We start from the raw sequence: 19,797 nt of genomic DNA, 5'->3' as shown, positions 1-19,797 counted from the left end.
CGGAGGCGGTAGCTTGCGTCACCATGGAGGGCCCCTGAACCGGCGAATCAGGTACAGGAGGAACGATGGCGGAAGAAACCGAACGGGATCGTTGGGATCCGGGCGTACAGTCCTACGCGTCGATGGGATATTACGCGCCCGACTACGTGCCCTCGGAGACCGATGTGCTCGCGGTGTTCCGGGTGACGCCACAGCGCGGAGTCGACCCGATCGAAGCGGCGGCCGCTGTCGCGGGTGAATCCTCCACGGCGACATGGACTGTCGTGTGGACCGACCGCCTCACCGCGCATTCGAAGTATCAGGCCAAGTGTTACCGGATCGATGAGGTGCCGGGCAGGCCGGGCGAGTACTTCGCCTACATCGCCTACGATCTGGATCTTTTCGAGGAAGGGTCGATCACCAACCTGACCTCCTCGATCATCGGCAATGTGTTCGGATTCAAACCGCTGCTCGCGCTGCGGCTCGAGGACATGCGTATTCCGGTGGCCTATGTCAAGACCTTCCAGGGCCCGCCGCACGGCACGGTGATGGAACGCGAATATCTCAACAAATACGGCAGGCCGCTGCTTGGCGCGACAGTGAAACCGAAACTCGGTTTGTCCGCCCGGAATTACGGCCGGGTGATCTACGAGGCCTGCAAGGGGGGTCTCGACTTCACCAAGGACGACGAGAACATCAACTCCCAGCCGTTCATGCGCTGGCGCGACCGGTACCTGTTCGCGATGGAGGGCGTGAACCGGGCGATGGCCGAGACCGGCGAGATCAAGGGCCACTACCTCAATGTCACGGCCGCGTCCATGGAGGACATGTACGAGCGGGCCGAGTTCGCCAAGGAACTCGGGTCGGTGGTCATCATGATGGACCTCACCGTCGGCTACACCGCCATGCAGTCGATGTCGAAGTGGGCGCGACGCAACGGGGTGCTGCTGCACCTGCACCGGGCCGGGCACTCGACATTCACCCGGCAGAAGACGCACGGCGTGAGCTTCCGGGTACTGGCCAAGTGGTGCCGGCTGATCGGCGTCGACCACGTCCACGCGGGCACCGTCGTGGGCAAGCTGGAGGGCGACCCGGCGACCACACGGGGGTTCTACGACACGTTGCGGGAGAACCACATTCCCACCGATCTCGGCAACGGCATCTTCTTCGACCAGGACTGGGCCAGCCTGCCCGGTGTCATGCCGGTGGCTTCGGGCGGTATCCACGCCGGGCAGATGCATCAGCTGCTCGACCTGTTCGGGGACGACGTCATCCTGCAGTTCGGTGGCGGCACCATCGGTCATCCGCTGGGCATCGCGGCGGGGGCCGAGGCCAACCGGGTGGCGCTGGAGGCGGTCGTCAAGGCCCGCAACGAGGGTCGCGACCTGCTGAAGGAGGGGCCGGACGTGCTGCGCGCCGCGGCCTCGACCTGCCGTCCACTGGAGGTCGCGCTGTCGACTTGGGGTGATGTCACCTTCGATTACACGTCCACCGACGCACCCGACGCGGTGCCGACGCCGAGCCTGTAGGGAGCAACCATGTATCTGCGACACGGGACGTTCTCGTATCTGCCCGAGCTCACCGACACCGAGATCGCGGCCCAGGTGCGCTACGCGCTGCTCAACAACTGGCCGATCTCGGTCGAGTACACCGACGACCCGCACCCGCGCAACACCTACTGGGAGATGTGGGGGTTGCCGCTGTTCGACCTCGACGAACCCGACGGGGTGATGGCCGAGATCAACGCCTGCCGGGCGACCTTCCCCCGGCACTACGTGCGGGTCACCGCCTACGACGCGACCTACACGAAACAGACGACGGCGCTGAGCTTCCTGGTGCAGCGTCCCGCGGACGAGCCCGGTTTCGAGCTGGCGCGCACCGAGGGACCGGACCGGCGCCAGATCTACAGCATGCGGTCCTACGCCACCGATCGTCCGCAGGGACAGCGGTATGGCGGCTGACGGGTCCGCTGCCGGATTCCGGTTGCCGCGGCCGGGCGTCGGTGACGCCCGGCCGTCGCGCCCGCCCGCCGAGGGCGCCACCGCGACCGAGGAACTGCTGAGCGAGGACGCGCTGTTGGACCTTTCCCTCGATGTGGCCGGGCACGACGTGGCCGAGACGCTGGCCGCGCTGGACGCCGAGCTGATCGGCCTGGCGAATGTGAAGGAACGGGTGCGCGAGATCGCCGCGCTGCTGATGATCGATCGGGCGCGGCGGCGGTTCGGGCTCGAATCGTCGCGCCCGACCATGCACATGAGCTTCACCGGTGGGCCGGGCACCGGCAAGACGACGGTGGCGTTGCGGATGGCGCAGATGCTGCACGCGCTGGGCTACATCCGCAAACCCAAGGTGCACACGGTGACCCGTGACGACCTGGTCGGCCAGTTCATCGGCCACACCGCGCCCAAGACCAAGGAGGCGATCGCCAAGGCCGCGGGCGGGGTGCTGTTCATCGATGAGGCCTACTACCTGTTCCGGCCGGAGAACGAGCGCGACTACGGGCAGGAGGTGATCGAGATCCTGCTGCAGGAGATGGAGAGCGAGCGGGCGAGTCTGGTCGTCATCTTCGCCGGCTATCCCGACCGGATGGACCGGTTCTTCTCCGCCAATCCGGGGCTGTCCTCCCGGGTGCCCCATCACCTGGAGTTCGCCGACTACACCCACGACGAGCTGATGGGCATCGCCGAACTCATGGTGGCGGGCGAGAACTTCCGGTTCGACGCCGCCGCGCACGTGGCGTTCTCGGAGTACCTGACGGTGCGGATGACCAGGCCGCGGTTCTCCAACGCGCGCAGTGTGCGCAACGCGATCGATCGGTGCCGGTTGCGGCAGGCCAAGCGACTGGTGGAGGCGGCGCGGCCGCTGTCGAGGACCGACCTGATCACCCTGTGTGACCGGGACGTGTACGGCAGCAGCGTGTTCGACGAGACGGTGCAGGAGGTGGCCACGACGCCATGCCGAACGGATTGAAAACGCTCACCCGCTACACGATCGAGGAGGAACATCGGCATCCCGGCTCGTCGGGGGAGTTCTCGGCGCTGGTCAACGTGGTGGCCACGGCCACGAAGATCATCGCCAATCAGGTGACCCGTGGCGCGATCATCAGCTCGACCAGCGACGCGGAGCCGCTGTCGGTGAGCGCGCGCCTGGATGTGCTGACCGACGAGATCATGGTCGCGCAGACGCAGTGGACCGGGCATCTGTCGGGGCTGCTGTCCGAGCGGCGCGACACGGCGTTGCCGGTGCCCGCCACGCAGCGGCGCGGCAAGTATCTGCTGGCCTACGACGCGCTGGACGGGTCGAGCAATATCGATGTGAACCTGCCCGTCGGTTCGATCTTCAGCATTCTGCGCGCGCCGCAGGAGGTGCTCGACGGGACGGCGGAACCGGTCGACGCGGATTTCCTGCAGCCGGGGGTGCGCCAGGTCTGTGCCGGGTTCACCCTCTACGGGCCCGCGACCATGCTGGTGCTCACCACCGGCAGCGGTGTGGACGGGTTCACCCTCGATCGGGAGATCGGCGCGTTCGTGCTGACCCACCCGCGCATGCGCATCCCCGAAGACACCGCGGGGTTCGCGATCAATGCCGCCAACGAGCGGTTCTGGGAGCGGCCGGTGCGTCGCTACGTGCAGGAATGCCTGCAGGGGATGGACGGACCGCGGGGCCGGGACTTCAATATGCGCTGGGTCGCGTCGCTGGTGGCCGACACGTTCCACATCCTGACCAGGGGCGGGGTGTACCTGTATCCGCGCGACACCCGCAATCCCGCCCGCCCAGGGCGGGTTTCCCTGCTGTACGGGGCGAATCCGATCGCGTTCATCGTCGAGCAGGCGGGCGGGGCGGCCACCACCGGGCACGACCGGGTGATGCTCGTGCCGCCCGCGGAGGTGCATCAGCGGGTGCCGTTCATCTTCGGTTCCCGCACCGAGGTCCTGCGCATCGAGCGCTACCACTCCGAGCCGGACGCGGGCCCGAGCTTCGACAGTTCGCTGTTCGGCACGCGGTCACTGTTCCGTCCGGCCAAGCACGACCAGCGCACTTAGGAGTCGCCCATGTCGGTCAAGCATCCCGTTGTCGCGATCACCGGGTCCTCCGGCGCGGGAACGACCAGCGTCACCCGCACGTTCGAGGAGATCTTCCGCCGTGAGGGCATCAGCGCCGTGGTGGTGGAGGGTGATTCGTTCCACCGGTACGACCGCTCGGAAATGAAGATCGCGATGGCCGAGGCCGAGCAGCAACGCAATACGACGTTCTCGCATTTCGGCGAGGACGCCAATCTGCTGCCCGAATTGGAGGCACTGTTCCGCGAATACGGTGAATCGGGGGTCGGGCAGGTGCGCAGATACCTGCACGACGACGAGGAGGCGAAACCCTACGGGCAGCCGGCGGGCACCTTCACCCCGTGGGAGGATCTGGCGCCCGGCAGCGACCTGTTGTTCTACGAGGGATTGCACGGCGCGGCCGTCACCGACGCCGTCGATGTTGCCCAATACACCGATCTGCTGGTGGGGGTGGTGCCGATCATCAACCTCGAGTGGATTCAGAAGGTGTACCGGGACAAGACCCATCGCGGGTATTCCAGTGAGGCGGTGATCGATACGATCCTGCGCCGGATGCCGGACTACGTGAAATACATCTGTCCGCAGTTCTCGCGGACCTATGTGAACTTCCAGCGGGTACCGACCGTCGACACGTCGAATCCGTTCATCGCGCGCAGCATTCCCACCGCCGACGAGAGTTTCGTGGTGATCCGCTTCGCCGATCCGAAGGTGATCGATTTCCCGTATCTGCTGTCGATGCTGCACGATTCGTTCATGTCGCGGCCGAATTGCATCGTGGTGCCCGGCGGCAAGATGGAACTGGCGATGCAGTTGATCTTCACCCCGCTCATCCTGCGGTTGATGGACAAGCGGCCCAAACGATTCGTATGAGGGCGGCGCCCGTCACCGGGTGCGTACCGAGCTGTTCCGGTAGTGCTCGGCGACGGCGGTGAAGGCGGCCTTGGGTTCCCAGCTCATGTCCGGGTAGGTCGCGCCGGTGCGGTCGTCGAGGATCGCGACGATGCCGTAGCTGGCGCGATCGAGGTCGTCGCGAGGATCGGCGGCGGGACGGTGCGGCATGTCGTAGAGGGCGAAGATGAACACGAAAGTGGTGTCGACACCGCTGTCGTCGAACAGTTCCAGCAGGTCGGTGAGGTAGGCGGCCTGGCCCGCTTCGTCGCGGTCGACACCGGCGGTGAGCCGGATCGGGCCGGGGCGGTATTCGACGATGTCGAGGCCGTTGGCGCCGACATCGCCCGCACCGCGGAAGGTGGCGGCGCCGAATTCGGTGATGGCCACCGGCTTGTGCTGGGCGACGATGTCGCGGATGCCGTCGGCGAAGCGGTCGGCGACCTCGGCGGAGCGGTAGAGGTCCAGCGAGACGATGTCGAACAGGTTCCAGTCGACGCGTTCGAGCGGGATCGCGGCATAGGTCAGTGGGCCGCCGAAGCGCTGACGGATCAGCGGCACCGAGGTGCGGAAGAACTCGTCGAGCCGGGCGCTCGCCTCCGTCACGACCTTCGGGAGTGCGCCGGGCGCGGTGAGCCCGGCGACGCGTTCGTGCAGGGTCGTGCCCGCGAGGAAGCCGATGTTCATGATGCTGATCTCGGCGCCGGTCACGAAGACCACCTCGGCGCCGCGGCGACGGAGCCGTTCCGCGCGGTCGGCGCAGTCGAGCATCAGCGCCAGCATCTGCTCGGTGGTCTGTTCCAGCGGATACGGCGAGAACCACACTTCCAGGCCGAGGTCGGCGGCCAGGCCCGCGGCGATGTCGAGCCGGTCGGGGTCGCCGCCGACGAGCCGGACCGCGGTGCAGTGCAGATCGTCGCGGATGATCCGCAGTTCCGCGCGTACGACGTCCGGGTCGAACTCGGTGCGGGACGACACACCGTCGCGGAGGAAGCCGGTGTCGTAGCTGATGCCTGTGGCGCGCATGCTGCTGCCCTTCGTTGCTGATACGGTACGCCACGTACCCTAAAGGCGGTGCGAGCTGGAGGCAAGGTGGTGTCCGGAAGGTACGATGTTCTCGGAATCGAGGAGGTCGACGGTGGCGGAGAAGGTCACTCGCAGGCGTGGCGCGGAATTGGAGGACGCGATCCTGCGCGCCGCGGCCGCGGAACTGAGCGAGGGTGGCTACGCCGGGCTGACCATGGACAAGGTCGCTCAGCGTGCCGGTACCAACAAGAACGCGCTCTACCGCCGCTGGCCGAATCGCCTCGCGCTCGGCGTCGCGGCCTACCGGCTGCTGACCACCACTGCAGAGGTTCCCGACACCGGCGACCTGCGCGCCGACGCGCTTGAGCTGCTGCGCCGGGCGAACCGGCACTGGAGTTCGGCACTCGGTGCGATCATGCGCGAACTGCTGGCCGCGGCGGGCGGGGCCGCCGAACTGCTCGCCCAGCTACCGGAACAGTCGGTGGACGCGACGGCGGCGACCTGGCTGACGGTGCTCGGCCGCGCGGTGGCCCGTGGCGAGGCGGCTCCGGAATGCCTGCATCCACGGGTCGCCACCGTGGCGATCGTGCTGCTGCGCAACGAATTCGTGCTGCGCGGGGTGCCCACCGCACCCGACGACGTCCTCGTCGAGATCATCGACGAGGTGTATCTGCCGCTGGTCCGCCGACGCGCCCGCGGGTGAGGGCGGTCAGTCCGGGAGCATCGGGACAGACAGGCCCTCGCCGCTTTTGAGCAGTGCGGCGCGGGTGACGGCGGCCGAGCCGAACCGGCGGCGCAGGTCGTCGAGGGTGGCGTCGAGGGTGTTCTCGGCGCGGGGTTCCAGGGGGAGGGTGAGTTGCATGGTGTCGGCGTCGTCGAGGTTGGTCAGCGACAGGCCGATGAGGGTGATGCCGCGTTCGGTGATCAGGGGCTGGGCGGTGTCGAGCAGCAGGCGGGCGGCGTGGCGCAGTGACGCGGTGGCGTCGGTGGCCTCGACCAGGGTGTGCGAGCGGGTCGCCCGGGTGAAGTCGTCGAAGCGTAATCGCAGGATGACGGTGCGGCACACGCGCTCCGCGGCGCGCAGCCGGCGACCGAGCCGGTCGGTGAGACCGTCGAGATAGGCGGCGATCTCCTCCGGGGTGCGGTGGCGGCGGCCCAGGGCGCGCTGCGCGCCGATCGAGCGCCGACGTTTCCCGGTCTCCACGCGCCGGGGATCGCGCCCCCACGACAGTGCGAACAGGTGCCGTGCCGCGCCCGGCCCGAGGATGGCGCGCAGATGCGGTTCGCCGAGTTCGGCGAGCTGCCCGACCCGGGTGATGCCGTTCTCGTGCAGGGTCGCGGCGGTCACCGCGCCGACGCCCCATAATCGTTCGACCGGCAGCGGGTGCAGGAAGTCGAGTTCACGGCCGGGCTCCACCAGTCGCAAGCCGTCGGGTTTGGCCACCGCCGAGGCCACCTTGGCCAGGAATTTGTTGCGGGCGATACCGACCGAGATCGGCAGCCCGACCTCGCTGCTGATCCGGGCCCGCAGGGCGTGCGCGATCTCGATCGGCTCGCCGCTGATCCGCCGCAGCCCGCCGACGTCGAGAAACGCCTCATCGATCGAGATGCCCTCCACGATCGGGGTGGTGTCGTGGAAGACCGCGAACACCGCCTTGCTCGCCGCGGCGTAGGCCGACATCCGCGGCGGCACGACCACCGCGTGCGGGCACAGGCGCAAGGCCTGGCCCGCGTTCATCGGGGTCCGGATGCCGAAGGCCTTGGCCTCGTAGCTCGCGGCCAGCACCACCCCGCCACCCACGATGACGGGTTTGCCCCGCAACCACGGCTGATCGCGTTGCTCGACCGAGGCGTAGAAGGAATCCAGGTCGGCATGCAGGATCGACGCCTCGGCGCGGGTCTGGATGCGCGGGCGACGGGCGGGAACGGAGTCGGACACGAACATATGTTCGCATCGGGGTACGACAGAAAGGGTTGCCGCGCGATAGCGGTCTCACCGCGGCCAAGCCGGTAGTGTGAAGCCGGTTTCGGCGAGTCGGCGATGATGAGGGAGACGGTAGGCGGTGCGTGGTTTCGGCGATCTCGAAGCGGTGCTGATGGACCGCCTGTGGGATCGCGACGTGGACTCGACCACCGTGCGCGAACTGTTCGACGAGCTCGCCGCCGAACGTGACATCGCCTACACCACGGTCATGTCGACCATGGACAACCTGCACCGCAAGGGCTGGCTGGCCAGGGAACGCGACGGTCGCGCCTACCGGTACTGGCCGACGATGACCCGCGAGGAACACAGCGCCCAGCTCATGCACGAGGCGCTCGGGCTCGGCGGTCGGTCCGATCTCGTGCTGAGTCATTTCGTCGACCGGATCAGTGACGACGAGTTCGCCGGATTACGGGCCGCGCTCCGGCGGGTGGTGTCCAAGCGCGCCGAGGAGAACTAGTGCTCGAAGTCGGGTGGGATCAGGTTTTCGCCTGGCGGTTGCGCAGGCAGTTCGTCACCGAGCCCGCCGCGGGCGGCGCCGCGGCGATCGCGGGCAGGCTGGCCGGGGTGCAGGCGCAGGTCGCGTCGGCGGCGGAGACGGCCGTCGCGATCCGAAGCCGGGACGCGGCACCGAACGCGTTGGCCGACGCGTTGGCGGCGGGCACCCTCGTCAAGACCTGGGCGATGCGCGGCACGCTGCACGCGATGGTGCCCGATCAGGCCGCCGCGGCCCTGGCGCTGATCGGCGCGGCGCGGACGTGGGAGAAGCCGTCGTGGCAGAAGACCTTCGGCGCGACACCCGATCAGGTGGCGGCGCTGGTGGAGGTGGTCTCGGCGGTACTCGCCGAGCAGGTCCTCACGCGCGACGAACTCGTCGATGCCGTGCTGGCCGATCCCGGTTTCGCGCACCTGGGTGCGCAGTTGCGCTCCGGCTGGGGCGCGGTGCTCAAGCCGCTGGCCTGGCAGGGCGCGCTGTGTCATGGTCCGGCGCGCGGCACGAAGATCACCTTCACCAGTCCCGGACATCTGGTTCCCGGCTGGACGGGTGTGCCCGACCCCGAGCTCGCCGCGCCGACGCTGATCCGCGCCTACCTCGGCGCGTACGGTCCGGCGACACCGGAGGTGTTCGATGCCTGGCTCAGCCGCAACAGCCTGCGCAAGACCCTGGTGCGCGGCTGGTTCGCCGCGCTGGGCGACGCGCTGACCGAGGTCGACGTCGAGGGCCGTCGTGGCTGGATCCCGACCGAATTCGCCGACGAGCTCGCCGCCGCGCGACTCGACGGCGCGGTGCATCTGCTCGGCCCGTTCGATCAGTACGTGCTCGGACCCGGCACCGCCGACACCGTGCTGCTGCCCGCTGAGCATCGCGCGAAGGTCAGCCGCACGGCGGGCTGGATCTCGCCGCTGGTCGTGGTCGACGGGCGGATCGCGGGGACCTGGGACCGCGTCGACGGCGAGGTCGCGGTGACGATGTTCGACGGTCGACAACTGCCGTCCCGGGCGCTGTCGACGGCGGTGGCCGCGGTGCGAGAAGGCTGATCGGAGACCGTCTTCCGGATATTCCGGACACCGAACCAAGCGCTTGCTACGCTCGCGCGATGATCCCCACGATCGTTTGGGGCACCGGCAACGTAGGCCGAGCGGCCATTCGTGCCGTGGCTGCCCACCCGGCCCTGGAACTCACCGGGGTGCTGGTGCACAACCCCGACAAGGTCGGCCGCGACGCCGGTGACCTGGCCGGACTCGACTACGGGCTGGGGGTGGCGGCCACCGACGACATCGACGCGCTGCTCGCCACCGGGCCACGCGCGGTCGTCTACGCGGCCTCCGGTGAGATCCGCCCCGATGACGCCCTCGCCGACATCGTGCGCGCGATCCGCGTCGGCGCCGTCGTCGTCACGCCCGCCCTCTACGCGCTCTACGACCCCAGCAACGCGCCCGCCGAGATGCGCGACCCGGTGCTGGCCGCGATCGCCGAGGGCGGCGGTTCGCTGTTCGTCTCCGGTGTCGATCCCGGCTGGGGCAACGATGTGCTGCCGCTGTTGATCAGCGGGCTCTCGAGCACCCTCGACGTGGTGCGCTGCCAGGAGATCTTCGACTACTCCACCTACGACCAGCCCGACTCGGTGCGCTATCTGGTCGGCATGGGACAGCCGATGGACTACCAGCCGCCGATGCTGCTGCCCTCGGTGCCGTCCATGGTGTGGGGCGGGCAGGTCCGGCTCATGGCCAGGGCGCTGGGCGTGGAACTCGACGAGATCCGCGAGACGCTCGACCGGCGTGCACTCGATGCGACGGTGCAGACCACGCAGATGGGCGAATTCGAGGCGGGCACCCAGGGTGCGGTGCGGTTCGAGGTGCAGGGCATCGTGGAGGGTGAGCCGCGCATCGTCATCGAGCACGTCACCCGGATCCACCCCAGCTGCGCGCCGGACTGGCCGACACCGCCCGACGGCGTCGGCGCGCACCGCGTGATCATCGAGGGCACGCCCCGGATCGAGGTCAGCGTGGAAGCCGCGGACGAGGGCGGCAACCGGTCGGCGGGCGGAAACGCCACCGCGGTGGGCCGGTTGGTGAACGCCGTCGACTGGCTGGTCGAGGCCGAACCCGGCCTCTACGACGCACTCGATGTGCCGCTGCGGGCCGCGGTCGGCAAACTCGGAAGGAAGACACCATGATCATCGACATTCCCGAGGGCAAGGACCCGATCGGCTACGTCTGGGGCGAGATGGTGCCCGGCATCGGGGTCGCCGCCGCCGCGTTCTCGCTGTCGGTCTACGAGCACTCGACCCTGGGGCTGCGCGAGTTCGAGGCGGCCCGGCTGCGGATCGCGCAGATCAACGGGTGCCTGTTCTGTCAGGACTGGCGCACCGAACGCGACGGGCAGAAGGTCGAGGCCGAGTTCGCCGACGCCGTCACGAACTGGCGCACCACCGAACTCTTCGACGACCGGGCTCGCCTGGCCGCCGAATACGCCGAGCGCTACGCCACCGACCATCACAGTCTCGACGACGAGTTCTGGGCCAGGATGTTCGAGCACTACACCCAGACCGAGGTGGTCGAGCTGAGCATGAGCATCGGATCGTGGCTCGCGTTCGGCCGGCTCAACCGGGTGCTCGGCCTGGACACCGTCTGCGTCCTGCCCGGCCACTGACGCGGGCGCAGTAGGCTGCGGGCCGTGGTGGACTCTCCGGTACAGCAGCTGATCGATACGGTGGCCTGGGTACTGATCGAGGACGGGCGCATCCTGTGCGCCCGCCCCCGGGGCAAGGACGTCTTCTTCATCCCCGGAGGGAAGCGGGAAGGCGCCGAGACCGATGTGCAGACGCTGGTGCGCGAGGTCGCCGAGGAACTGAGCGTCGACCTCGCACCGGAGAGCGCGGCCCATGTCGGCACCTACGAGGCCGCGATCGCCGACGGTCACCCCACCGTCGTGCGGATGGCCTGCTACACCGCCGAGTACCGCGGCGTCCTGACCGCCAGCAGCGAGATCGAGGCCCTGGCCTGGTTCGGCTACCGCGATCGCGATCTCGTGCCGCCGGTCGACCAGTTGCTCTTCGACGATCTGGCGGCGGCGGGTTCCCTACGGTGAGCGGGGTCGGGCGGACGATCGGCTATGCCCTGCTTGCGCTGCCCCTGGCCCTGTCCCCGGTCCGCACTCGACTGCGGGTGCCGCGCCTGCTCCTGCACGAACCCGTCTCCGCCCGCCGCGTCCCGGCGCCGCGCTGCCTGGTCCACTCCGTCCTGTCCGCGGGTACCGGTCTGGTCGCCTGGTTCCTCACCCTGCTCGCCGGCCTGGTCCTGATCCGCGGCCTCGCCTACCCCCTGGTCGCCGCGAATGCCTACGAAACCGCCTGGGGCGGACCCACTCTCGTCGGCGCCTGGCTGGTCCACGCCGCGCTCGGCCTACTCCTGGCCCCGGCCTTCCTCGGCATCGTCGCCCTCCTCGGCCGCCTCCAGCTGCGCCTGGCCCGCACCGTCCTCGGCCGCGACACAACCTGGTGGACCATCCCGATCAGCATCGCCCTCACCACGGCGGGCACCCTGTTCTTCATCGCCTGGACCCACCAGATCTGAACGGGCTCAGCCGAATTCGCGATCCCTCGGCGCGCCCACCGGCATCATCACCGGATGCGCACAGCCGCGGATCGAGGGATACGGCAGTGACTTCGGCGGGGAGACGACTCGACGATCCCTTGCCGCTATCGCGTGGCGAACGCCCGGTGCTGATGGTGTCGATCAGCACCGGGCGAACGTTCGGGCGGTACACCTACCCGTGCGACACCTGGGCAGGCTCTGCGTCCTGTCGCTCGGCCGCCGACGGTGTCGAGCGGATGCCGAGGCCGAGTAGGCCGGCGAGGACGGCGACGGCGGCGGTGACGTACCAGGCGCGGTGGAAGGCGTCGAGGGTGGCGGGGTTGCCGAGGAGGGCGACCAGGAGGGCGACGCCGACGGCGAGGCCGAGTTGGCGGGACATGCTCAGGACGGCCGAGCCGGTCGCGAAGCGGTGCGGGGGTAGGGTTCCCGCGCCGGCGGCGAAGGCGGTGGGTAGGGTGAGCCCGACGCCGAGGCCGGTCAGCAGCATGCCGCCGAGCAGGCCGGACGGGTAGTCCGGGGTCAGTTCGGCGGCCCGGGCCCACCACAGCAACCCGCCGCCGAAGGCCAGCCCGCCCGCGGCGATCACCGGACCGGCACCGACGCGGGCGATGAGGCGGCCCGCAGCGATCGCGACGAACGGGACGACCAGCGGTCCCGGCGCGATCGCCAGCCCGGTCCGCAGGGCGGACCATCCCCACACGTTCTGCGCCCACAGGGTGACCGACAGCAACATGCCCGCGAACGCGATCTGGAACACGAGCGAATTGGCGCTCGCCAGGGTGAAATTCGGGGCGCGCAACAGGGCCGGATCCACCACCGGACTCGGATGCCGCGCCGACGACACGACGAAGACCACTCCCAGGACGAGCGCGACCGCGAACGCGGCCAGCACCCCGGTCGACGTCCAGCCCCAGTCCGGCCCCTGCACCACGGCCAGGATGAACGACCCGACCGCACCGATCAGTGCCACCGCACCCACCAGGTCCGGCAGCGGACCGCAATCGGCAGGCGGGCGTGGCAGCGTGCGCGCGCCGACCGCCAAGGCGACCAAACCGATCGGCACGTTCACCAGAAATACCCAGCGCCAATCGAGTTCGACCAGCAGCCCGCCGATCACCGGTCCCAGCGCCGCGCCGAGACCGCCGAAGGCGACCCACAGCCGCACCGCGCCCGCCCGCCGCTCCGGCGGTGTCGCGGCCAGCACCAGCGCCAGGGACGACGGTGTCAGCAGCGCGCACCCGACGGCCTGCACGACGCGGAATCCCACGAGCGAGGCCACATCCCAGGCCACCGCGCACAGCGCCGAACCCAGCACGAAAACGGCGAGGCCGAGCAGGAAGGTCGCGCGATTGCCGTTGCGGTCGCCGAGGCGCCCCGCGGGGACGAGCAGCGCGGCGAAGACGATCGCGTAGAGATTGAGCACCCACGACAGCCCGGTGAGCCCGGCGCCGAAATCGGTGGCCATGGCGGGCATGGCGACATTGACGATGAACAGGTCCAGGCTCGACAGCAGGACGCCGGTGGAGACGACGGCGAGTACCACCCGGGAATCGGTGGTGCGCGCGGTGACGACGGAATTCATGCGAAAGCTCCCGATCAGCCGAGAACGCGGCGGGTCTGGCGGGCGGTGGCGAGCAGGACCCCGTCGCGGTCCCAGATATCGGTGTCGTCGACGGACCAGCCGTCTCCGGCGCTGATCGCGGCGGCGCGCACCAGGACGGGTGCCTCGACGAGGCGGGCGGGATCGGCGTGCAGTTGCAGCGACAGCGTCACAGTCGGCACCGCGACCGGCGCGGTGAGCAGCGGGAACAGCCCGGGCGGCAGCGCGTCGGCGAGGACGGCCAGGCTGGGCGCGTCCAGCGGCAGCGCGGGATCGAGCGCGATCCAGGCGCACATCATCGCCTCGTCCGCGCCACTGAGCGGCAGCGGGCCGGCGGCGGGCCGGATGACGAAATGCGCTCCCACCGGAACGATCTCCGGCGGCAACTGGAACAGCGCGCACTCCTGCGGCGCGGGCACAGCGGGCGCGGGCCGGGCCGAGTGGGCGGCGATCGCGGTGACCCCCGCCGCGCCGAGGGTGACCGAGGCGGCGGCGACGGGCGCGCCGTCCTGCTCGGCGATCACGTCGAGGATCGTCGTGCTGCGTCCGACGACGTGTTCGGCGGTGCGCAGCGTGAACGCCCCGGTCGCCGGGCGGCCGAGGAAGCGGATATCGGCGGCGCGCACGGGCTGGTCGCGGGTGCTCGCGCGCTGGGCGGTGTCGATCAGGAGTCCGGCGAGCGCGCCACCGTGCGGGCCGGTCCAGCCTCGCCAGGAATCGTCGACGACGGCCTGCCAGTGCCCTGGCGCGGTGGCGGTGAGGGCGAATTCCGCGCCCAGCCGCCCAGTGAGTTTCATCATGCAACTTACGGTAGATGGGTGAGTTCGTTCATGCAACCGACTAGACTCGGGGCATGCGCCGCACCAGCTTCGAGGACATGAACTGCTCCCTGGCCCAATGCCTGGAGGTGGTCGGGGAGTGGTGGACGCTGCTGATCGTGCGCGACGCCCTGTTCGGCGTGACCCGCTTCGACGAGTTCCGCGAGCGGCTCGGCATCGCTCGCAACGTGCTCACCCAACGCCTCGACGGCCTGGTCGAGCACGGGATCATGACCAAGGAGCCCTACCAGGACAACCCGGTCCGCCACGACTACCTGCTCACCCCCAAGGGGCGCTCGCTGTGGCAGGTCGTCACCGCGATGCGGCAGTGGGGCGACGAATGGGCGGCGCCCAACGGCGCGCCGGTCGTGGCCGTGCATCGCGGCTGCGGTCACGTCGCCACCGTCGAACCGGTGTGTTCGCACTGCGGCGAGCGGGTGCTCGGCCGGGACCTGACGCCGATCGACGGCCCGGGGGCCGGTCCGGTGTCGATGCTGCCGACGCGCTGACCACGCCCGCGCCGGTTCGGCTCGGCCCCGCGTAGAGCGTGCACACCGGGCGACGCCACTGTGAAGTGTGCCAAGGTGTGCGCGGTCGTGCGACGAGTCCGCTAGCCTGCCGGGTGTCCGTTCCCCGAACGAAGGTGATCGAAAAGTGACTTCCGTGGTCGATGCCCCTGATATCGCGTCGAAGGTTGGGCATTACTACCGGGTCGGCGACGTCTACGAGGTCGGCCGCGAGAAGATCCGCGAATATGCCCGCGCGGTACAGGATTTCCACCCCGCGCACTGGGACGAGGACGCGGCGACCGCGCTCGGCTACCCGGGCCTGGTCGCGCCGCTGACCTTCGTTTCCATCCCGGCCATGGCCGCCAACCGGCCGCTGTTCGAGTCGGTCGTCGTCGGCTACGACATGTTCGTGCAGACCGAGCAGGTCTTCGAACAGCACAAGCCGATCGTCGCCGGTGACCGGCTGGTCGTCGACGTCGAGCTGTCCTCGGTGCGCCGCATCGCGGGCAAGGACCTGATCACCGTCACCAACACCTTCGCCGACGAATCCGGCGAGACGGTGCACATCATGCACACCACGGTCGTCGGTATCACCGGCGAGGGCGTCGATCCCGAGATCACCAGCGCGGTGGAGAACGTCATGGTGCACGGCGTCAAGGTGTTCGGTAACAGTGACGCCACCGCCGAAGAAGCGGGCGAGACGCCGCTGCGCCCGGAAGGCGAGCTCCAGCTCTCCGTGGCCGGCGCGGCCCGCGTCCCCAGCACGACGCTGTCGTTCGAGGAGCTGACCGTCGGTGCCGAGCTCCCGCTGCGCGACGCACACCTGTCCCGCGGTGACCTGGTCAACTACGCGGGTGTCTCCGGCGACGGCAACCCGATCCACTGGGACGAGAGCATCGCCCGCCTCGCCGGCCTGCCCAACGTGATCGCGCACGGCATGCTCACCATGGGCCTGGGCGCCGGTTTCGTCTCGGCGTGGTCCGGTGACCCGGGCGCGGTGACCCGCTACGGCGTGCGGCTGTCGAACTACACCATCGTCGACTTCCAGAGCGGCGGCGAGGTGGAGTTCACCGGCCGGGTGAAGTCGCTCGACGCCGACACCAAGTCCGCGGTGATCGCCATCGTCGCCAAGTCCGGCGGCCGCAAGATCTTCGGTCTCGCCACCACCACGCTGCGCTTCCGCTGATCCGATGGTGGTGGACCCGGGCGGCCGGGTCCACCACCATCGCCGGTTCAGCCGGCCGCGGGCACGCCGATCCGGTCGCTGTCGGCCGCGTCCCGCTCGGTCACGACCGGGCTCACGCGCACCCAGGTGTTGTTGACCGCCGCGGTCCCGGTGAGCGGATCGGTGCGGGTCGGATCGTGCAGCAGGTTGACATTGACGCCCGGCTGGGCCGCGGCCACCTGCCAGCCGACGCCGGGCTCCCGATGCCCCCAGCCGTGCGGGATGGCCACCACACCGGGGCGGATGTCGTCGCTGACCTCCACCGGCACGACGATCGTCCCGACCGAGGACTCGACGCGGGCCGGATCGCCGTCGGCGAGGCCGCGGGTGGCGGCGTCGTCGGGATGCACCAGGACGGTGCAGCGATCGCGGCCCTTCATCATGGACGGGATGTTGTGCAGCCAGGAGTTGTTGCTGCGCAGGTGACGTCGGCCGATGAGTTGCAGGTCGTATCCCGCGCTCGTCGCGGTGTCGGCCTCGTCGAGGACCGCGTGGAGCGCGGCCAGCAGGTCCGGCGGCGTCAGCTGGACCTTGCGATCCTTGGTTCCGATCAGCTCGCGCAATCGGGGCACCAGCGGTCCCAGGTCGACACCGCCGGCTGTGGACCGAATCCTGTTGACCGTCAACCCCTTCCGCCCCTTGCGCAGGATGCCGTATGGTCCGGTGGCGATGGCCGCGGCGGTCAATCGCAGCGGGCTGAGCTGTTCGAGCACGCCGGTGAGCGCGCGGCCGGTGACGCGCCGTGCGGGCAGCGGCACCACCTCGGTGAGCAGCCGGGCCAGGATCTGCCAGTCCTCGAGCCCGTCGGCCGGCGGTTCGAACACGGGCGCGTCGAAGCGCACGTTGTTGCGGACGCTGAACACCGGGAACACCAGATTGAGGTCCTCGCGTTCCAGCGGTGAGACCGGCGGCAGGATGATGTCGGCGTGGCGGGTGGTTTCGGTGACGTACATGTCGATCGCGACGTAGAAGTCCAGGGACTCCAGGGCCTCGTCGAGGCGTCCGCCCTGGGGTGTGGACAGCACCGGATTGCCCGCGTAGGTGATCATCGCCCGGATCCGGTCCGGGCCTTCGGCGAGGATGTCCTGGGCCAGCACCGAGACCGGTAGTTCGCCGCGGAAGGATTTCTGGGTGCCGGAGCGATCGGTCCAGGCGCCGTAGCCCATCGGCAGGTATTTGCCGTAGCGGGCGATGTCGACCGGCGGTGTCGCGAACATCTGCCCGCCCACGCGATCGAGATTGCCGGTGACGGCGTTGATCGTGTTCACCAGCCAGTGGGTCAGCGCGCCGGTGGTCTGCAGGCAGACCCCGATCCGCGCGTACAGCACCGCCGAGGGGGCCGCGGCGTGATCGCGGGCCAGGCGGCGGATGGTGTCGGCGTCGACGCCCGCGTGCACTGCCATCCGGTCCGGTGTCGTCGTCGCGACCAGTCCGCTCAGCTCATCCCACCCCGCGCATTGCGCGCGGACAGCGCGCTCGTCGCACAGCCCCTCGGTGACGAGCACGTGCAGCATGCCCAGCAGCAGGTAGACGTCGCCGCCGGGGCGCACCGCGACGTGCTCATCGGCCAGCCGGGCGGTCTCGGTGCGGCGCGGGTCGATCACGACGACGGTGCCGCCGCGCTTGCGGACGTCCCGGATGCGCAGTTTCGCGCCGGGCATGGTCGTGATCGACCCGTTGGACACCGCCGGGTTGGCGCCGAGGATCACCAGCCGGTCGGTGCGGTCGATGTCGGTGACCGGCATCAGCACGTTGGCGCCGAACATCCGCCAGGCGACGAATTCCTGCGGGAACTGGTCGATCGAGGACGCGGAGAAGAAATTGCGGGTCAGCAGCGCGGTCCGCAACGCGACGCCGTAGATGACCGAGGAACTGTGGGCGGCCGGGTTGCCCATGTACATCCCGATCGCGCTGGGACCGTGTGCCGCGCGCACCGCCCGCAGCCGCTGCCCGATCTCGCGGAACGCCTCGTCCCAGCCGATCGGTTCGAAACTGTCCCCCACGCGTCGGACGGGAGTGCGCAACCGGTCGGGATCGTGGTGCAGCCCGCCCATCGCCGTCGCCTTGGGACAGATGTAGCCCTTCGACAGCACGTCATCGGGATTACCCTCGATCCGCGTGACCTGCTCGCCCTCCACCGTCACCAGAATTCCGCAGTGTGCCTCACACAGTGTGCACTGCCGCGCGATCGTCTTGCCGTCCACAGCTTCCCCACCTTTCGCCGAACCGCTCGATCCACGCTAACCCGGCCCCAGTGCCCACAGATCCATCTACGGGTGGAGATTTTCCTTCGTTGGTGGTGGGTGACGGGCAGTCCGGCGATTCTCGACACGGTGCGCTGTTGCGGCGAGGATGGGCCGATGTCGACACGTGAACTGGTCGTGCTCGGGACAGCGGGTGCTGTGCCGACGCGGCGGCGGAACCACAACGGGTATCTCCTGCGCTGGGACGGGCGGGGTGTGCTGTTCGATCCCGGGGAGGGGACGCAGCGGCAGATGTCGCAGGCGGGTGCGTCGGCGACCGAGCTGCACTGGCTGTGTGTCACCCATTTCCACGGCGATCACTCCCTCGGGGTTCCCGGCATCGTGCAGCGGCTGGGCCGTGATGGTGTCCCGCATGATGTGCATGCGGTGTTTCCCGCCGACGGCGCCGCCTACTGGGAGAGGTTGAAGTACGCGACCAGCTACTACGACGAACCGCGGCTGGTGGAACATCCGCTCAGCGGGCCCGGCGAGACACTCCAGGCCGACGGTTTCACCCTGACCACCCTGCCGCTGGACCACAGCATCACCACCTACGGTTACCGCCTCGCCGAACCCGACGGCCGGACCTTCCTGCCCGAACGCCTACGCGCCCACGGGATCTCCGGTGCGGCGGTCCGGGAACTGTCCGGCGCGCTGCTCGAGGAATGCACGGTGCCCCGGCCGGGGCAGAAGGTCGCGTTCGTGATGGACACCCGCCTGTGCGACAACGTCTACGCCCTCGCCGACGGGGTGGACATGCTCATCATCGAATCCACGTTCCTGGACTCCGAGACCGACCAGGCCAACGAACGGGGCCACCTCACCGCCCGGCAGGCGGGTGAGGTGGCCCGGTCGTGTGGGGTCCGAACCCTCGTCCTGACCCATTTCTCGGAACGCTACGGCGAATCCGACGATCCGCTGTTCCAGGAGCAGGCGGGCTTTCCCGGGGCCGTGCTCGCGCACGATCTCGACCGGGTCCCGCTGCCCGCCCGGCGCCTGGTCCGGTGATCCGTCACCGTTGGTAGTCCCGCACGAACGGCGTGTCGACGCCCAGCGGGCCGAGCGCGGTCGCGCCACCGGGTTCCCCGAGTGGCGCGTCCCGCCCTGGCAGCGGCTCGGCGAAGAAGCGGGCGTTCTCGGCGCGGAACTGTTCCTGCCCGGCCGGGAGGTCGTCCTCGTAGTGGATCGCCTCGACCGGACAGACCGGTTCGCACGCCCCGCAGTCGATGCACTCGACGGGCTGGATGTAGGCCATCCGGTCACCGACGAAGATGCAGTCGATCGGGCACTCCTCGACACAGGCCCGATCCAGGACGTCGACGCAGTCGGCGCCGATCACGAACGTCACAGTGGTCTCCTCCGATCCTGA

The 19,797-nt window shown here is 69.4% G+C and carries 21 protein-coding genes; 15 read left to right on the top strand and 6 right to left on the bottom strand.

Features of this window, described 5'->3' with window-relative positions:
• Nucleotides 1–65 precede the first annotated feature (65 nt).
• From AB0H54_RS21290 to AB0H54_RS21270, 5 genes are read left to right on the top strand one after another with little or no spacing between them, the layout of a single operon-like run.
• A complete protein-coding gene (locus AB0H54_RS21290) occupies nt 66–1,508 on the top strand; it encodes a form I ribulose bisphosphate carboxylase large subunit (RefSeq protein ID WP_357347089.1) in 1,443 nt (480 codons plus the stop codon).
• A 9-nt stretch (nt 1,509–1,517) separates the two neighbouring features.
• Entirely contained in the window at nt 1,518–1,940 is a 423-nt protein-coding gene (locus AB0H54_RS21285; protein ID WP_357347087.1) for a ribulose bisphosphate carboxylase small subunit, read from the top strand.
• Nucleotides 1,930–2,949 carry an AAA family ATPase gene (locus AB0H54_RS21280; protein WP_355272069.1) on the top strand — a complete coding sequence of 340 codons (1,020 nt, stop codon included), beginning with the start codon at nt 1,930–1,932 and terminating at the stop codon, nt 2,947–2,949. Before AB0H54_RS21285 ends, AB0H54_RS21280 begins: the two co-directional genes overlap by 11 nt.
• Nucleotides 2,934–4,022 carry a class 1 fructose-bisphosphatase gene (locus tag AB0H54_RS21275; protein ID WP_357347085.1) on the top strand — a complete coding sequence of 363 codons (1,089 nt, stop codon included), beginning with the start codon at nt 2,934–2,936 and terminating at the stop codon, nt 4,020–4,022. The genes AB0H54_RS21280 and AB0H54_RS21275 overlap by 16 nt, the downstream gene beginning before the upstream one ends.
• 9 nt (nt 4,023–4,031) lie before the next feature.
• Nucleotides 4,032–4,910, top strand: coding sequence for a phosphoribulokinase (locus AB0H54_RS21270; protein WP_357347083.1), 879 nt, complete (start codon nt 4,032–4,034; stop codon nt 4,908–4,910).
• A gap of 12 nt (nt 4,911–4,922) precedes the next feature.
• On the opposite strand, the gene AB0H54_RS21265 is transcribed toward AB0H54_RS21270, so the two are convergent.
• Entirely contained in the window at nt 4,923–5,954 is a 1,032-nt protein-coding gene (locus AB0H54_RS21265) for a hypothetical protein (protein WP_357347082.1), read from the bottom strand.
• Nucleotides 5,955–6,066: 112 nt separating this feature from the next.
• Between AB0H54_RS21265 and AB0H54_RS21260 the strand changes: the two genes are divergently transcribed.
• Nucleotides 6,067–6,657 carry a TetR/AcrR family transcriptional regulator gene (locus tag AB0H54_RS21260; protein ID WP_357347080.1) on the top strand — a complete coding sequence of 197 codons (591 nt, stop codon included), beginning with the start codon at nt 6,067–6,069 and terminating at the stop codon, nt 6,655–6,657.
• A gap of 6 nt (nt 6,658–6,663) precedes the next feature.
• Here the strand turns inward: AB0H54_RS21260 and dinB are convergent, their stop codons facing one another.
• Complete coding sequence (dinB, locus tag AB0H54_RS21255) at nt 6,664–7,899, bottom strand: DNA polymerase IV (protein ID WP_357347078.1); 1,236 nt, start codon at nt 7,897–7,899, stop codon at nt 6,664–6,666.
• Nucleotides 7,900–8,017: 118 nt separating this feature from the next.
• Between dinB and AB0H54_RS21250 the strand changes: the two genes are divergently transcribed.
• Genes AB0H54_RS21250 through AB0H54_RS21225 form a run of 6 tightly spaced genes read left to right on the top strand, consistent with a single transcriptional unit; the run spans nt 8,018 to nt 12,012 of the window.
• A complete protein-coding gene (locus AB0H54_RS21250) occupies nt 8,018–8,395 on the top strand; it encodes a BlaI/MecI/CopY family transcriptional regulator (protein WP_355272075.1) in 378 nt (125 codons plus the stop codon).
• Nucleotides 8,395–9,474: a winged helix DNA-binding domain-containing protein gene (locus tag AB0H54_RS21245; protein WP_357347076.1), complete on the top strand. Its 1,080-nt coding sequence runs from the start codon at nt 8,395–8,397 to the stop codon at nt 9,472–9,474. The genes AB0H54_RS21250 and AB0H54_RS21245 overlap by 1 nt, the downstream gene beginning before the upstream one ends.
• Nucleotides 9,475–9,533: 59 nt before the next feature.
• Nucleotides 9,534–10,613: a dihydrodipicolinate reductase gene (locus AB0H54_RS21240; protein ID WP_357347074.1), complete on the top strand. Its 1,080-nt coding sequence runs from the start codon at nt 9,534–9,536 to the stop codon at nt 10,611–10,613.
• A complete protein-coding gene (locus AB0H54_RS21235; protein WP_355272080.1) occupies nt 10,610–11,089 on the top strand; it encodes a carboxymuconolactone decarboxylase family protein in 480 nt (159 codons plus the stop codon). The genes AB0H54_RS21240 and AB0H54_RS21235 overlap by 4 nt, the downstream gene beginning before the upstream one ends.
• Nucleotides 11,090–11,113: 24 nt before the next feature.
• Nucleotides 11,114–11,527, top strand: a complete 414-nt coding sequence (locus tag AB0H54_RS21230) for an NUDIX domain-containing protein (protein WP_355272082.1) — start codon at nt 11,114–11,116, stop codon at nt 11,525–11,527.
• On the top strand, nt 11,524–12,012 hold the full coding sequence (locus AB0H54_RS21225) for a hypothetical protein (RefSeq protein WP_357347072.1): 489 nt from the start codon (nt 11,524–11,526) through the stop codon (nt 12,010–12,012). The genes AB0H54_RS21230 and AB0H54_RS21225 overlap by 4 nt, the downstream gene beginning before the upstream one ends.
• Nucleotides 12,013–12,205: 193 nt before the next feature.
• Here AB0H54_RS21225 and AB0H54_RS21220 read toward each other — a convergent pair whose 3' ends face one another.
• Both AB0H54_RS21220 and AB0H54_RS21215 read right to left on the bottom strand, forming a co-directional pair.
• Nucleotides 12,206–13,615, bottom strand: a complete 1,410-nt coding sequence (locus AB0H54_RS21220) for an MFS transporter (protein WP_357347070.1) — start codon at nt 13,613–13,615, stop codon at nt 12,206–12,208.
• A gap of 14 nt (nt 13,616–13,629) precedes the next feature.
• Nucleotides 13,630–14,433, bottom strand: a complete 804-nt coding sequence (locus tag AB0H54_RS21215; RefSeq protein ID WP_357347068.1) for a thioesterase family protein — start codon at nt 14,431–14,433, stop codon at nt 13,630–13,632.
• A 53-nt stretch (nt 14,434–14,486) separates the two neighbouring features.
• Between AB0H54_RS21215 and AB0H54_RS21210 the strand changes: the two genes are divergently transcribed.
• Together AB0H54_RS21210 and AB0H54_RS21205 are read left to right on the top strand one after the other, a co-directional pair.
• A complete protein-coding gene (locus AB0H54_RS21210; RefSeq protein WP_357347066.1) occupies nt 14,487–14,960 on the top strand; it encodes a helix-turn-helix domain-containing protein in 474 nt (157 codons plus the stop codon).
• Between the two features lie 145 nt (nt 14,961–15,105).
• Nucleotides 15,106–16,146: a fused (3R)-hydroxyacyl-ACP dehydratase subunits HadA/HadB gene (locus AB0H54_RS21205; RefSeq protein ID WP_357347064.1), complete on the top strand. Its 1,041-nt coding sequence runs from the start codon at nt 15,106–15,108 to the stop codon at nt 16,144–16,146.
• A 47-nt stretch (nt 16,147–16,193) separates the two neighbouring features.
• On the opposite strand, the gene AB0H54_RS21200 is transcribed toward AB0H54_RS21205, so the two are convergent.
• Nucleotides 16,194–18,389 (bottom strand): molybdopterin oxidoreductase family protein, encoded by a 2,196-nt coding sequence (locus AB0H54_RS21200; RefSeq protein ID WP_357347062.1) that lies wholly within the window; start codon nt 18,387–18,389, stop codon nt 16,194–16,196.
• 156 nt (nt 18,390–18,545) lie between these two features.
• Between AB0H54_RS21200 and AB0H54_RS21195 the strand changes: the two genes are divergently transcribed.
• Nucleotides 18,546–19,436, top strand: coding sequence for a ribonuclease Z (locus tag AB0H54_RS21195; RefSeq protein WP_357347061.1), 891 nt, complete (start codon nt 18,546–18,548; stop codon nt 19,434–19,436).
• A gap of 4 nt (nt 19,437–19,440) precedes the next feature.
• On the opposite strand, the gene fdxA is transcribed toward AB0H54_RS21195, so the two are convergent.
• A complete protein-coding gene (gene fdxA / locus AB0H54_RS21190; protein WP_357347059.1) occupies nt 19,441–19,776 on the bottom strand; it encodes a ferredoxin in 336 nt (111 codons plus the stop codon).
• Nucleotides 19,777–19,797 lie beyond the last annotated feature (21 nt).

Origin of the sequence: Nocardia sp. NPDC050718 (assembly GCF_040654235.1) — a bacterium.
GTDB lineage: Bacteria > Actinomycetota > Actinomycetes > Mycobacteriales > Mycobacteriaceae > Nocardia.
This window is presented reverse-complemented; position numbering and strand designations above follow the sequence as displayed.

Coding starts and splice junctions, on each gene's coding strand:
- AB0H54_RS21235 (WP_355272080.1), top strand. CDS start 10,610: ATGATCATCGACATTCCCGAGGGCAAGGACCCGATCGGCTACGTCTGG.
- AB0H54_RS21265 (WP_357347082.1), bottom strand. CDS start 5,954: ATGCGCGCCACAGGCATCAGCTACGACACCGGCTTCCTCCGCGACGGT.
- AB0H54_RS21215 (WP_357347068.1), bottom strand. CDS start 14,433: ATGATGAAACTCACTGGGCGGCTGGGCGCGGAATTCGCCCTCACCGCC.
- AB0H54_RS21270 (WP_357347083.1), top strand. CDS start 4,032: ATGTCGGTCAAGCATCCCGTTGTCGCGATCACCGGGTCCTCCGGCGCG.
- AB0H54_RS21280 (WP_355272069.1), top strand. CDS start 1,930: ATGGCGGCTGACGGGTCCGCTGCCGGATTCCGGTTGCCGCGGCCGGGC.
- AB0H54_RS21285 (WP_357347087.1), top strand. CDS start 1,518: ATGTATCTGCGACACGGGACGTTCTCGTATCTGCCCGAGCTCACCGAC.
- AB0H54_RS21290 (WP_357347089.1), top strand. CDS start 66: ATGGCGGAAGAAACCGAACGGGATCGTTGGGATCCGGGCGTACAGTCC.
- AB0H54_RS21210 (WP_357347066.1), top strand. CDS start 14,487: ATGCGCCGCACCAGCTTCGAGGACATGAACTGCTCCCTGGCCCAATGC.
- AB0H54_RS21240 (WP_357347074.1), top strand. CDS start 9,534: ATGATCCCCACGATCGTTTGGGGCACCGGCAACGTAGGCCGAGCGGCC.
- AB0H54_RS21220 (WP_357347070.1), bottom strand. CDS start 13,615: ATGAATTCCGTCGTCACCGCGCGCACCACCGATTCCCGGGTGGTACTC.
- dinB (WP_357347078.1), bottom strand. CDS start 7,899: ATGTTCGTGTCCGACTCCGTTCCCGCCCGTCGCCCGCGCATCCAGACC.
- AB0H54_RS21275 (WP_357347085.1), top strand. CDS start 2,934: ATGCCGAACGGATTGAAAACGCTCACCCGCTACACGATCGAGGAGGAA.
- AB0H54_RS21195 (WP_357347061.1), top strand. CDS start 18,546: ATGTCGACACGTGAACTGGTCGTGCTCGGGACAGCGGGTGCTGTGCCG.